Origin of the sequence: Sphingobium sp. BS19, assembly GCF_027925545.1 — a bacterium.
Classification (GTDB): Bacteria; Pseudomonadota; Alphaproteobacteria; order Sphingomonadales; family Sphingomonadaceae; genus Sphingobium.
This window is the reverse complement of record NZ_BSEF01000005.1, coordinates 1-13,094: the sequence shown is the minus strand read 5'-3', so window position 1 is coordinate 13,094 and position 13,094 is coordinate 1. Positions and strand designations below refer to the sequence as shown.

Annotated in this window: 11 protein-coding genes and 1 pseudogene; 6 read left to right on the top strand and 6 right to left on the bottom strand. The window is 55.7% G+C overall.

The features are described 5' to 3' along the window. Positions 1-4: 4 nt before the first annotated feature. From QMG56_RS06140 to QMG56_RS06130, 3 genes are all read right to left on the bottom strand, one after another. On the bottom strand, positions 5-1,060 hold the full coding sequence (locus QMG56_RS06140; RefSeq protein WP_230188799.1) for a substrate-binding domain-containing protein: 1,056 nt from the start codon (positions 1,058-1,060) through the stop codon (positions 5-7). Positions 1,061-1,215: 155 nt separating this feature from the next. After that, complete coding sequence (locus tag QMG56_RS06135; protein ID WP_230188800.1) at positions 1,216-1,959, bottom strand: LytTR family DNA-binding domain-containing protein; 744 nt, start codon at positions 1,957-1,959, stop codon at positions 1,216-1,218. An 18-nt stretch (positions 1,960-1,977) separates the two neighbouring features. Next, entirely contained in the window at positions 1,978-3,090 is a 1,113-nt protein-coding gene (locus QMG56_RS06130) for a sensor histidine kinase (protein ID WP_281821711.1), read from the bottom strand. Positions 3,091-3,229: 139 nt separating this feature from the next. On the opposite strand from QMG56_RS06130, the gene QMG56_RS06125 reads away from it, so the two are divergent. The 4 genes from QMG56_RS06125 (at position 3,230) to QMG56_RS06110 (ending at position 6,410) form a co-directional block, all read left to right on the top strand. Continuing rightward, entirely contained in the window at positions 3,230-3,454 is a 225-nt protein-coding gene (locus QMG56_RS06125) for a hypothetical protein (RefSeq protein ID WP_281821709.1), read from the top strand. 185 nt (positions 3,455-3,639) lie between these two features. Further along, the gene (locus tag QMG56_RS06120; RefSeq protein ID WP_281821707.1) at positions 3,640-4,191 is read left to right on the top strand and encodes a hypothetical protein; all 552 of its coding nucleotides are present in this window, start codon (positions 3,640-3,642) and stop codon (positions 4,189-4,191) included. Positions 4,192-4,387: 196 nt separating this feature from the next. Continuing rightward, positions 4,388-4,765, top strand: a complete 378-nt coding sequence (locus tag QMG56_RS06115; protein WP_281821706.1) for a cytochrome c family protein — start codon at positions 4,388-4,390, stop codon at positions 4,763-4,765. An 871-nt stretch (positions 4,766-5,636) separates the two neighbouring features. Next, positions 5,637-6,410: a hypothetical protein gene (locus QMG56_RS06110; RefSeq protein ID WP_281821704.1), complete on the top strand. Its 774-nt coding sequence runs from the start codon at positions 5,637-5,639 to the stop codon at positions 6,408-6,410. An 83-nt stretch (positions 6,411-6,493) separates the two neighbouring features. On the opposite strand, the gene QMG56_RS06105 is transcribed toward QMG56_RS06110, so the two are convergent. From QMG56_RS06105 to QMG56_RS06095, 3 genes are all read right to left on the bottom strand, one after another. Next, on the bottom strand, positions 6,494-7,855 hold the full coding sequence (locus tag QMG56_RS06105; RefSeq protein WP_281821703.1) for a DUF4185 domain-containing protein: 1,362 nt from the start codon (positions 7,853-7,855) through the stop codon (positions 6,494-6,496). Between the two features lie 145 nt (positions 7,856-8,000). Beyond that, entirely contained in the window at positions 8,001-9,335 is a 1,335-nt protein-coding gene (locus tag QMG56_RS06100) for an MFS transporter (protein ID WP_281821701.1), read from the bottom strand. Between the two features lie 263 nt (positions 9,336-9,598). Next, positions 9,599-10,354: an IclR family transcriptional regulator gene (locus tag QMG56_RS06095; protein ID WP_281821700.1), complete on the bottom strand. Its 756-nt coding sequence runs from the start codon at positions 10,352-10,354 to the stop codon at positions 9,599-9,601. A 649-nt stretch (positions 10,355-11,003) separates the two neighbouring features. Between QMG56_RS06095 and QMG56_RS06090 the strand changes: the two genes are divergently transcribed. Further along, positions 11,004-12,026, top strand: a complete 1,023-nt coding sequence (locus QMG56_RS06090; protein ID WP_281821699.1) for a TonB-dependent receptor — start codon at positions 11,004-11,006, stop codon at positions 12,024-12,026. A gap of 31 nt (positions 12,027-12,057) precedes the next feature. Continuing rightward, positions 12,058-12,965 (top strand): annotated as a pseudogene (locus QMG56_RS06085) (IS3 family transposase); the annotation flags it as partial. Positions 12,966-13,094 lie beyond the last annotated feature (129 nt).

Genomic DNA, 13,094 nt, shown 5'->3' with positions numbered 1-13,094 from the left:
GATCTTATTTCAGGTCTGCGCCGTTCAGCACCGGCAACGACTTGACGGTTTCGGCAGCAGCGCTGCGAACCGCATCTGTCGCAGCAACCATGCCGCGCTTGGCAAGCAGGCCACCTGGGTTCCACGAGGCGGCGAAGGTGTCGAGATAGGCCTTCAGACCGGGTATCGCCTGAATATGCGCCTTCTTGACGTAGATGTAGAGCGGACGCGCGCCGGGATATTTGCCGCTCGCGACATTGTCATAAGTGGCATCGACGCCGTTCAGCGGAATGTCGTTCAGCGAGTTCAGATTTTCTTCGAGGAAGCTATAGCCGAACACGCCCACTGCGTTGGGATTGGCACCCAGCTTCTGTACGATCAAGTTGTCGTTCTCACCGGAGTCGACATATTTGCCGTCTTCGCGAACCTTGGTGCAGGCTGCCTTATACTGGTCTTCGTTGCTGTCTTTGAGCGCCTTCATGGCGGGGTCCGACTGGCAACCCTTTTCCAAGATTAACTCGGCGAGGGAATCGCGTGTTCCGCTGGTCGAGGGCGGACCGAAGACGGAGATGGCGATGGCGGGAAGGGCCGGGTCGACATCCTTCCACGTCTGCGCCGTGTTCGGACCCTTGCCGAAAGGATTGGCAGCCAGCGCCTTGTAAACGGTCTCCGGCGTCAACTTCAGGCCGGGACCTTTTTTCGATTCAGCAAAGGCCAGGCCATCGACGCCGATCTGGATTTCGACGATTTCCTTGACGCCGTTTTTCTCGCACATTTCGAATTCGGACTTCTTCATCCGGCGCGATGCGTTTTCGATGTCGGGGAACTGCGAGCCGACGCCGGCGCAGAACAGCTTCATGCCGCCGCCTGTACCGGTCGATTCGATGATTGGCGATTTCATGCCGGGGTTTGCATTGACGAACTGTTCGGCAACGGCGGTAGCGAAGGGATAGACGGTCGACGAGCCCACAGCGCGGATCTGATCGCGGCCGGCGGACTCGCCTCCCGCCTTGTCCTGACATGCCGACAGAGTAGCCGACAGCGCAAACGCCGAAACGGCGAGACGAACGATTTGCTTCACTTGGAGCCTCCACAAAAGACGATGCCGCGAATCCCCGGTGCGACCTTCTCGTGGCAGCGCCCTAGCGACGGATCATCGCGCCATTGTGACAGTTGCGTTGCAGTTTGATGACAATGCTCCAGAAGCCAGCAAAACGGCCAAATTTTATTCAGCGCTTAACGCGCTATCGCCTTTGCGTTGGCCAGATAGGTGCGACCGATCCGGATATCGTCGCCTTGCGCAAGGCAAGCGAACCACACGCCACTGCCGTCATGGCGCAACTTGTCGATATGTTCGCGGCGGACGATGTGGGAGCGATGCAGTCGGATGAACTGCGCCGGGTCCAGCCGCCGCTCCAGCGATGTGATGGTCTGGTGCAATAGGTAGCTCCGCGCCCCAACATGCAGCCTCATATAGTCGCGCTCGGCTTCGATGCGGTCGATCTGGTCGGTACCGATGCGGATCAACTCGGACCGATGTGGAACCCAGAATTCCTCGGCCCAGCTATCACCCTGGTCGACGTCCGATGGCGGGGCAGGGGCGTCGTGTGCTGCCGTCAGCACGCTTTCTACGCGATCGATGGCGCGAACAAGTCGGTCATGGGCAACTGGCTTCAACAGATAATCGATGGCGGCAAGATCGAAAGCCTCGACCGCAAATCCCTCGAATGCAGTCACGAAGATAACCGCGGGGCGGAAGCCCAGCTTGCCCACAGCGCGCGCAACGCCGATGCCGTCCAGCAAAGGCATGGCAATGTCGAGCATGAGCAGATCGGGCTGCAACCCCTCCACCATGCGCAGTGCTGCCTCTCCATCGCCGGCAGTGCCGACGAGTGAGATTCTCGGTTCGCGCGCGCACAGCATCTGCAAGCGTTCGATGGCCAGCGGCTCATCGTCGACGATCATGGTCCGGATCTGCATGGTTTCTTTCTCTCGCTTTCAGCAGGCGCGTCGTACGATGGGGAGCGTCAGCTCCACCAGAAAGCCGCCGCCCTCTTGTGCGCGAGCATTGATCCGCCCGTTCGCGCCGAAGCGTGCCGAAAGGCGATCGCGAACGTTAGCAAGACCGATACCGCTGCCGCGATCATGATCCTCCGGAAGGACATCGCCATCGTTGCGGACGCTGACCATGAGCATATTGTCTTCCTCTCGTGCGAAAATGGCAATGGTCACTGGGCGGGACGTGCGCGAGACGCCATATTTTATGGCATTTTCCACGAGTGGCTGCAGAATGAGACCGGGGACGCAGCAATTCATGACATGCGGCGGAATATCGATCAGCGTACGCAATCTGTCGGGGAACCGCACCGCTTCGATATCGAGGTACAGCTTTTGCAACTGCACTTCCTCGGACAGCGGCACATCTTCCAGCGGATCGCCAGTCAGGCTGGCACGGTAGAAGTTGGAGAGCGACATGATCATCTGCTCGGCTTCATCGCGTCGGTCCTTCATCACCAGGCTGGACAGTGAATTGAGCGTGTTGAACAGGAAGTGCGGATTTACCTGATAGCGCAAGGAACGAAGCTCGGCCTGCTGCGCGGTCTTTTCAAGCCGTGCGGCCCTGCGCTCCACGCGGCGCACTTCAGCCGCATAGGAGAAAGCCAGGTAGAGTGCGGCCCATGCCGACAGAAAGAAATAGCGGCCAATGGCGAATTCCGCGATTTCCTTCAGCGCGTAGCCTTGTTCGGAATGAATCTTTTCTTTGGCCAGGTCTGGGAAAATGCCTGCCGGATCGTAGAAATAAAATACGTAGTAATTGGCTAGCGCGATCAATATCGAGCAGGGTATGGCAGCCCCGAACGCGACCAAAGTCCGCTTGGTCAATGTCGCCGTGTCAAACCGCCGGATAACCAGATAGAGTCCCCAGGTCACCACGATTCCTATCACGGTGACGATGATCCGGCGTCCCGCCATCGCCCCTTGAGCCTCGAATCCCATAACGAAGGACCGGAGCGTCACCAAGCCGATATAGAACAGCCAAAAGCCGAGAATGGAATAGAGTGCGACGATCGGCGAAATGCCCCGTTCGTCCTCATCAGGATAAGGTGTCATGAGCTTTGTCTTAGTGGCCAAGCCTTAACCTGTCGTGGGTTCAACTGGGCGCCCGTCGAAATGCCGCGCAAGTTGGTCGATAAAGTGGGGGAACAGCCGGTGCGCCTGTTCGTTGTTCGGTCAGAATAAGGAGAGCGCTATGACAACGGTAACCGCAAATGTTCATGCCGATGAGGAACACGGCAAGGATCGCGCCAGCGATACGCAGGATCGGCCGATGACCACCGAGGAAAATCTCGATGAGACCCTTGAGGATTCCATGGACGCATCGGATGCGCCGTCGATAACTCATCCCAGTGACAAGGGCGACCCAGTTCCTTCATCGGGCTTTCCAGAAGATACCGATAAGAGTGCCAACCGCTAATTGCGCATTGCTGCACTGCAGCATTATTTTGTTGCGCCGACATTCAAAATCTGATCCCTTGCCACCATCCGGCCATAAAAGAATGTTCGGATATGAATGTCGGTGGAACATGCGCTTAAGCCTTCGGTAACTATGGGAGGCGCATGATCTGCTTGTCTGGGCCTAAACTGGTTGGAGGCATGCACATGAATACGAATGCAAAACCCGCTGATGGGCAAATGGCCCTTGCTGAAATGCGCGAGTTCGCAAGTTTTCCTTCCTCCACCCAGCGCTATATCCGTCGTTCCCTGGACGTTGGCTTGCACCGTCGCGACGCTATGGAATTGTGGTCGCGTGATGTCGTCGAAGCGGCGAGTATCCGGGCACAGGTGCGTATCTACGATCGGTTGGACCAGATCAAATCGATGGTTCCTGACGATAGTGGCCTGGATCAGGTCGAACCTTTCATGGCACCCCTCGTCACAGTGTCTGCGTTCGATCTTGGGCAGGACCGTTTGATCAGCTTTTCGGCTTATCGTTTTCTGTACGAGCGCCTGATCGGCGCAGGTGCGCGCCCATGGTTGCCCGGGGCATTTTGCGCGGCGGCCAGCCTACCGCATCTTCATCCTGAAAAGCGCCGAGTATTGCTGCAGTCGATTAGCGAAGCAGCAGCTACGGCCGCCGGTTGGTCGAATCGCGAGCCGAGTTTCTATCCAGAATGGGTAGAGAAGGTGGATACGTCAAAGGCGCCTAATTGAGCCTAAGGCCCTCCTGATTTATTTCAGGGTGCGGAGTGTCTTTTTCCGTGATCGTAGAATCGTCCGACAGTTGATATTCATCTTGATGATTGTATCGAGAGGCGGAGAAGCATGGCCGAAATGCTGACGAGAATCTCTCGCCACGGATAACCAAGGCTTAAATTCGGTATGCCAGAGCATAAATTGGGAGTGTCACATGATCGTTCTTAAAGCTGCGTTGGCAATGACTGCGGTCGCCTGCACGATTACCGCGGCTTCAGCTCAGGACGCTGCAAAGGGTGCGGCTCTGTTCAAGCAACGCTGTTCGATATGTCATGTGGTAGAGCCGGGGAAGAAGGGCACCATAGGACCCAATCTTCTGGGGGTTGTAGGACGGAAAGCTGGAAGTCAGAGCGACTTTCCTTATTCTCCCGCGATGAAGAAAGCGCCAATCGTGTGGTCAAAGGCTAGCTTGGACACGTTCCTTACGGCGCCCAACAAGCTCGTGCCGGGTACTCGGATGGTGATTGCGATCCCTGTCGCGCCACAGCGCGCTGACATTGTTGCTTATCTTTCGACATTGTCCGGGAAGTAGACAAACGGGTCGGGCTACATGCGTTCGACGATGTTGCTCCGTCCCTAGATGGCGTACTTGCCGGCGAAATAGACCTTGCGGTTTCGCTTGGCCGGATAGCGGCAATTGTGTCGCGGCCGGCGAGCCAAGCGCATGCCGGGCGACCAAATTGGCTTTCAGCGCGCGCTGCAGTCGATGGTTTCAGTGGACATAATGGCAAGATATGCGGGCTGCGCCGGTTCTGACCATCAGGCTGTCGATGCTTCCGTGCCCTGAATGGCCGAGCCTCCCTATTTCGACACTGTTGCAAAGCCATTCCGTCCCCGTAACGTAGCACAACAATATTGGTGACCGGCCAAAATCGGCGCATGCACACGCTTAGCTGCAGGGCTAGATAAGAACAGCCCAGCCCGTAACGTTTCTTTTGCCGGAAATGACTGCTCTAATAGGCTCATCGTCATCGCTTAAGATGGAGCGAAAAATCGGAATATTGCCATAAAATTCTCTCATATAGAGTTTTATGCATAATTCATGCTTGCCAAGGCGTGCTGCGGGTGATTTATTTCGCAAGTTGGCTTGTCTTCCCTTAGGGTGGATGGCCTGGTTGCGAGGGGCGCTGGGTGAACTCTCTGAACGAAACGCGGATGGCTCAATCCAGGAAATAGAGGGTCACTTGAGTTTGGCGAATGGGCGCTTTGTTCTGCAAGGTGCCAATGCCGTGTCGAAGGTGGAAGATAGTAATGCGCAAGAAGGTTGAGTTGGCTGCCGTGCTCCGCATGGCAGGTGTAGCAGGGCCATCGGCAGTCTCCCATTTTGCAATGTTCGACCAGAACGAAGCTCTGCAAAGAAATGGTGGGAGCGTGAGCTACATGGTAAAGCACGGAGAGAGAGTATGAAGATGAAGATCGCGAAATTTGCTCTTCTGGCTGCCTTGAGCTTCGGTGCACCGTCTATCTCTCCCGCCATGGCTGAAAGCAACGCACAAACCCCAAATATCAACGGGGTGTGGCGTAACTACACGAAGAAATTCACAAACGATGACTTTTTTGGTGAGTACGTAGTGCCGAACGGTGGCCCCAAGTTGAAGGAGCCATATTCAACTCAGTGGAAGGCATTTCGAGCCGAACGTGAGGCGAAACTCAAGGCGGGTACACCTCTCGTGGACTCAAGCACATTATGCCTCCCGGAAGGGATGCCTGCGGTCATGTATGCTCCATTTCCGCTGCAAATTCTGCAGACACCGGGTCAGGTCACTGTGCTCGCCGAATTCCTGACTCAGACGCGGCGAATCTTCCTCGACGTGCCGATGCCGGCCCCGGATGACAATGCGCCTTCCTATTATGGTTTTTCTACCGGACATTGGGAAGGGGATACGCTTGTGGTTACCACCAAGGGTGTGCGTGAGGACGTTACCTTCTTTGACATCCCACACAGCGATGAAATGACGATTACCGAACGCATCAAGCTTAACGGACCCGACTTGCTCGAGGATCAGATCACCATCGATGATCCCAAGAGGTTGTTGGAGCCGTACCAGTTTGCTTTTGGATATAAACGAAACGATGACTATCGGATGACCGAGTATTTTTGCGATCGTGAAAATTCGCTCACCACGGTGAACAAGGATGGCACTGTAACCATGAAATTGGATCAGGGCGAAGAGTGAACCGATGGGGTGCGGGCATTTCCACGATCTTCTGCGCTATCGAGGAAGGCCGCACCGCAACGGCGATATATGCAGGCTCGCAGTCAACTTACAACTAAGTCGATACGCTGAACATTGAAGGAAAGCCCCGGCATATATCGCCGGAGAAAATCCAACGACACCATATTGCGTTCTTCTGCAGTAGCAGCTTTCTCGAGTGCGGCGGTGAATAGGGATTCATCGCGGGCAAACTCCCTGATGCCCTTGATGTCAGACCAAACGAATGCGAATGACTTCCCATCCGCAGAAATCCATTTGGGGGAAATTCTCGGCAGGTAAGCGCGCGCTTCCCGATCGCCGCCGGGCATCCATGCCGTGTCCTCATGTATCTGGCGCCAAGGCCCCCAAGGCGTTGTCGAGACCCAGAACCCCAGATAGCTGGGTTTGCCGAACTCGGTGCCGTCCGGTGCGCAACCTATGCCTGCGCTGGCCATCATATAAAGACCAAGCGGCTCATTGAAGACAACGCTTGGAAGCCACGCTTCCACGACGAGATCGCCCGGCATGAGGTTCGTGCGGTTGATCCAGCCGCGAGGGAAACTGTGAACGACTGCCCGTGCCGCGATGTCCTTGATCCAGCGCGGCGTGCCATCGCCTGCAGAGCCGGCGAAAAATTCATAGGCGTGTCGATCGAGGATTTTGTCGACTTTCACTCTGAACATCACGAGCTCGTTCATCCGCCCGTCAATATTCCCGTTGACCCCATAGGCGTATATGTAGCCATCGCGGTTGGCACTGTAATCCCGGCCCATCTGCAAGATCGAGAGCAGCGAAAAGCAGCCGTCCGGTTCATTAAAGAATGCCAAGCGATCGCGTGACTGCTCCTCCCAGTCTTCCCAGTGAACGGGGGAGGTACCATCCTGGTTGTGCCAAGTGCGTCCCCCATCATCAGAGTAAATGAGCTTGCATCCGGTCCAATGCCGAGGGCGATCTTTGGCGCGGTCGAGCGTGCTTAAAAAATGGTAGATGCGCCCACGCACCGCAAGCAGCCCGCCACCGACATAACGGGGAAGTTGCCCCGAACGTGAAATTTCGTTCAAATCGGGATAGTTGCTTACATCGGAAAACGTGGCGTTCTGCAAGTTGCCGTCAATGGTCCAAAGTCGTGAGTAATATAAACTCTTCGGCTTTTCGGCCCAGCCGGTGCCACCATTCACCGCTACATACTGGCGATCTTGGGCACCCCAGGACATCTGATACCCATGGCCCATGCCGCCTAGCCGGGCAGTGGTTTCATCGCGCCGAATAGCAGCCTTGACGTCTGAAGCGTGGAAGCCAGAGGCAAGGCTGCCGGACGCGTGTGCCGCATAGCCTGCGCCTACGCCCAACGATAAAATCTGCTTTAGAATATTGCGTCGATCCGACTCAAAATCGACTTTGCATGTGCGATCCGATGTAGAGTGCATGGACTTTATCCTCACAGATGGCTGATGGTATCTCATTCAAAATTCAGCGTGGTACGGATCTTTTGGGGACATCATGGGACGGGGAACAGGTTCTTCCGCGCCCGTTTCTGGATGGCGCTGAGTGAAGCGAGTAAAGGCGCGTTTCCTAGCTCCCACGGCTTACCGACGCTGCCAAGCTGGCGCGATAATATCTGCGGCCAAATCCGAGCAACAGCAGGCAGGCGGTTGCCGCTACGCCGATCACGATCGCCAGCGAAGAATCGACAGCGCGATCGTCCTGAAAATAGCGATCGGTGACCAGTGCGACTAGTGTCGTTCCGATACCCATGCCGATGATGTTGGAGACCAAGAGGAAGAAGGAGGCGATCTGCGCGCGAAGGTGCTTCGGGGCCAGCACCTGAATCGACGCGGCTGAGGTGGATAGCGGGAACGATGAGAAAAACATCGCCGGCACGAGGAGCGCGACAGATAGCTGCAAATTGTTCGCCAGAGCCGCACCGACCGCCGACGGTAGCATGAACGCCGCTCCAATGATCCCGCTGAGCATCGCTGCATCGGTGCGACCACGCTTTTGCAGGAAATCTATCAGCCAGCCGCCGCAGAATGCGCCTGAAGTGCTGCAGACCAGCAGAATGCTGCCGAGAAGATAGCCGGTTTGGGTCGCGCTAAGCCCAAATTTGCGGATGTACAGCGCTGGCGTCCAGTTCATCAGCGCATATTGGCACATCGCAAAGAACGAAAAGCCGATGAACAAGAAAAAGAAAGTTCCGGCATGTGCCCGGACGAACCGAAGCCCGTCTCCGATCGCAGGGGAGTGTGCCGTCGATACCACTGCTTGGCTCCGCGGATCGCGAATGGTCATCAGCACAGCGAGCGCGATCAGGAGGCCAGGGATGCCGACGATAAAAAACGTGAACTGCCAGGAGCGAATAGTGCCAAGCAGGCCGACGTCCACCAGCGGCGTGCTCTTGAGGAGGGCGATGACATAGCCGCCGACGAGAAAGGCCAGCCCTCCGCCCAAAAAAGCGCCCATCGAGTATGTCCCCAGTGCACGACCCAACTTCTCTCGTGGGAACATGTCACTGAGCATCGAATAGGTTGCAGGTGTCAGTGCGGCCTCACCGACGCCGACTCCAACACGAGCGACAAACATGTGCGCGAAGTTTCTGGCTAACCCACATGCGACAGTGGCCAAGCTCCAGAAAGCAATGCCCGCGGCGATGATACGTACGCGCGAGAAGCGATCGGCGAAGTAGGCGATCGGCAAACCCATGATCGCATAGAATAGCGAAAATGCCAGCCCGCTGAGCAGGCTGAATTGTGTGTCCGAAATGGCGAGGTCTGCTTTGATTTCTTCGATAAGCAGCGATAATATCTGGCGGTCGATGAACGAAAAAACATAGGCTAATGTAAGGAGCATGACGACGTACCACCGATAGGCGTTCGTGGTCGTCGATGGTTCCGTCAGGGTGTTCGTCATGCTCTGCTCCCCGAGAGCGCACTATGTCACCCCCACTTCAAATCCCGCGCACCACGCTAGCCCACCAATCGCTGGCGGGCTTCGAGTAATCTTGTATAATGCGATTTAATCACAAAAAAATCCTACGATAAAGCATATAAAATGACCTATACGCATTTTATGAGATTATGTTCAAAATTCCGGCTATTTATGCGGTCTCGAATCTATGTGCGCCCAAGGACAGGTCGGAGTGCTTATCTAACGGAGCAGTCAGCGGTCAGGACTTAGAACGCTGTAGTCGCCAGATTTATGGCAATGCGATCAGCCGTTTCGGTGACTCTTCCGATGACAGATTCATCGCGCAACAGGGCAAACATTTCTTCCGTCCCCACCGCACAGATGCTCCCAACTGCTTCCTTGGTTCCAGGCCGAAGGATGGGGGCGGCAATGCCTTTCAGGCCGCCTGTCAGTTCGTTACTGGTAACACAATATCCGTCCTTGCGTATCTTTTTGGTGGCCCGGAAAAATTCCTGCCATGACCAGTCATGATATGGATGATTGGCGTTGCCGGCAATTTTCTCCTCGAACAGTTTATGGAGTCGCCGACCTTTTTGATAGGAAAGGAGGACTTTTGATTGCGCGCCGGAGAATAGAGGTATGGGCTGGCCTCGTCCGAAATGGAATGCAAAGCTCTCCGTAGGTTCAACGATGTAAGTGTTGATGATCCGGTCGTCGTAAAACACACTGGAAAACACTGCGAGACGCGTTTCCTCAGCGAGTTGGTGCATCGCCTCCCGTCCTGCGATGAGAATAGGGTCGTATTGCCGCATCATCCAGTCCAGTTCGATGATACGTGGCCCAAGGCTATAATTGCCACTGCCCACCCGGGTTATGAGGCCAGCGTCGCAAAGATCTCTCACGTGCCGGTAGACCGTAGCTTTCGACAGACCTGTCCGTTCTAAAATAGTTTCAGCGCTTACCTGAAGAGAATCCGGGCCGAAGAAATCCAGGATTTCCAATATCTTGCTTAGTGTACTCATTTTCCTGCAGACCTTTATGACGTCTCCTGAGATGGGCGCCGATTTTCGGTTTCTAACTTGTCTTATTTTTTAAAACGGGGGCATGGTTCTCCGATAAGTTTCAGATTCTGTTGATTTATTCGGTTGTGTGCAGCGGCAAAAATTTAAACGTACCGACGAATATTCAAAATTCGGTTTTGGCCCAGACAAACGCTTGTCATCGACCCTGGCGTTAAGAGAAATCCTTCTGATGTAAGCAATCTGCTCCCGCCATATTCTCGTATAATGTGAATAATTTCGAATTTATACGCCTTTTTATTCGCTCTAAGTGGCTGATATCAATGGGCGGTCCGGCGTGCCTACGAGCTGCGAGGCATCGACCCGAAACAGACTATCAGGAACGCAAGCTAGCGCTGCTTGGGCGCAACCGTCTGTTTCACGAGTGCGTTTACTAGACCTGCCACGCAGAAGAAAATGTCATTAATTCTCATATATGTGGTTATAGCGGAATATTACTGGTTGATGACACGCAATTAATGTGATTTATTCTCAATATTGGTGGTCGCACGCCTTCGGACAGCTAAAAAATCCTGAAGCCGCACAATACGGCGCAACCGAAGCTGCCTCATCACCAAGCCGGCCAGGGGTGGTCATATTGGGGAGATACATCATGAACGCTTACATGCGGGGAAAGACGGCTACGCAGACCAACAGTGCACGGCTCGCCACCATTGCGCGCACGCACACCAGCGGATTGTGCGCGCTTGGACTGGCGCTTGTGCCAGCATATGCGTCCGCTCAGCAGACGGCAGGCCAGTCTGCCCGCGGTGCTTTAGAGAGTGGGGATATCATCGTTACCGCCCAGAAACGCGAAGAGCGTTTACGGGATGTACCAGTGCCCGTTACTGCCGTCAGTGCCAGCACCCTGATTGATCAGAACCAGACCAGAGCGCAGGACTTTTTCTCGAATGTTCCTGGCGTAAACGTTCAATTTCAGAACAATCGCGCACGATTGACAATCCGTGGCATAACAACAAGTCCTGTCACCGGAAATCCCGTCATCGGCTACACGGTTGATGATGCTCCTTACGGTTCATCCACAGGGCAGAGTGGTCTTTTCGGCTCAGCACCAGATCTGGACCCAAGCGACTTGGAGCGGATCGAGGTCCTGCGCGGCCCGCAAGGTACACTCTATGGCGCGAGCAGCATCGGCGGTCTCGTAAAATACATCACCACCGATCCTGATCTAAAGGAAGTCAGAGGCACGGTGGCGGTCGGGACAAATACAATTCGTGGTGCCGGTCAGGCGCTGGGATATAATGTCCGCGGAGCGATCAACCTCCCTCTCGGAGAAACTTTCGCAATTCGTGCCAGTGCGTTTACGCGGCACGATCCTGGTTACATAGACAACGTCGTTTCCGGGGAAAAGAACGTCAATTCGGGTACGGCAACGGGCGGGCGACTGTCGGCCTTGTGGAAGCCTTCTGAAACCTTCTCGGTGAAGCTTGGTGCATTATATCAAAACCGGGATGTGTTCGGTTCATCGAACGTGGATCCGCGCCTCGGATTTGGCTCCGGCTTTTTGCAGGCTGACGAGATCGGTGCCGGGCATGGCAACGGGAAGCAGCAACAGTATAGCGCAGTTATCAACGCTGGCTTTGAGGTGGTGCCGGTTTTCTGGACAGGATGCTAAGCTAATCCCGACCTGATGGATTGGTATGGGAATGAAGACGACGAGGAAGCGCTACAGCGCGGATTTCAAGGCTAAGGTCGCACTGGAGGCGATCCGCGGGGACCTGACGCTGGCGGAGCTGGCAGCCAAGCACGGCGTTCACCACACGATGATTGCGTCCTGGAAGCGCCAGGCCATCGACGGAATGGCCGGCACCTTCTCCGGCGCCGGCGATGCGACCAAGGCTGTCAGTGAGAGCGAGGTGGAGAAGTTGCACGCCAAGATCGGGCAACTGGTCGTGGAGCGGGATTTTTTATCGAAAGCCTTCGGTCGATGAGCGTGGACCGGAGGCGGGCGATGGTTGAAGCTGCTCACCACCGCCTGTCGATCGCAGCGCAATGCCGCCTGTTGCGGATCAGCCGCTCGTCCTATTACTATGCGCCGGTGCCGGAAACGGGCGAGACGCTGGCGCTGATGGCGGTGATCGACGAGACCTTCATGGAGTGCCCTTGGTACGGCAGCCGCCAGATGGCGCGGCACCTACGCCGTGCCGGACACGAGATCGGTCGCCGTCGGGCACGGCGGTTGATGGCGAAGATGGGCCTGACGCCGATCTACCAGCGGCCGCGCACAAGTGATCCGCACCCGCAGCACCGGATCTATCCGTATTTACTGCGCAAGCTGGCAATCGAGCGGCCAAACCATGTGTGGTGTGCCGACGTGACATATATCCCCATGCGCCGGGGCTTCCTTTACCTGGTGGCGATCATGGACTGGGCAACCCGCAAGGTGCTGGCTTGGCGGCTGTCGAATACGATGGACGCTGGCTTCTGTGTCGCGGCGCTGGAGGAGGCACTGGCCCGCTTCGGCAGGCCAGAGATCTTCAATACCGATCAGGGTAGCCAATTTACGTCGCAAGCCTTCACCAACGTGCTGCGCGACGCCGAGGTCCGCATCAGCTGTCCGGCGTCAGCGCCAATGGCACAGATTTGAGGTTGTGAATTAAGGAGGATTTGGGCTTCGTCGTAGTGACGAAGGAACGAAGATGAAGCCCAAATCCTCCTTGAAAAAATCGGTGAAGGCTCCTGC

Coding starts and splice junctions, on each gene's coding strand:
- QMG56_RS06100 (WP_281821701.1), bottom strand. CDS start 9,335: ATGACGAACACCCTGACGGAACCATCGACGACCACGAACGCCTATCGG.
- QMG56_RS06105 (WP_281821703.1), bottom strand. CDS start 7,855: ATGCACTCTACATCGGATCGCACATGCAAAGTCGATTTTGAGTCGGAT.
- QMG56_RS06135 (WP_230188800.1), bottom strand. CDS start 1,959: ATGCAGATCCGGACCATGATCGTCGACGATGAGCCGCTGGCCATCGAA.
- QMG56_RS06115 (WP_281821706.1), top strand. CDS start 4,388: ATGATCGTTCTTAAAGCTGCGTTGGCAATGACTGCGGTCGCCTGCACG.
- QMG56_RS06125 (WP_281821709.1), top strand. CDS start 3,230: ATGACAACGGTAACCGCAAATGTTCATGCCGATGAGGAACACGGCAAG.
- QMG56_RS06130 (WP_281821711.1), bottom strand. CDS start 3,090: ATGACACCTTATCCTGATGAGGACGAACGGGGCATTTCGCCGATCGTC.
- QMG56_RS06095 (WP_281821700.1), bottom strand. CDS start 10,354: ATGAGTACACTAAGCAAGATATTGGAAATCCTGGATTTCTTCGGCCCG.
- QMG56_RS06110 (WP_281821704.1), top strand. CDS start 5,637: ATGAAGATGAAGATCGCGAAATTTGCTCTTCTGGCTGCCTTGAGCTTC.
- QMG56_RS06090 (WP_281821699.1), top strand. CDS start 11,004: ATGAACGCTTACATGCGGGGAAAGACGGCTACGCAGACCAACAGTGCA.
- QMG56_RS06120 (WP_281821707.1), top strand. CDS start 3,640: ATGAATACGAATGCAAAACCCGCTGATGGGCAAATGGCCCTTGCTGAA.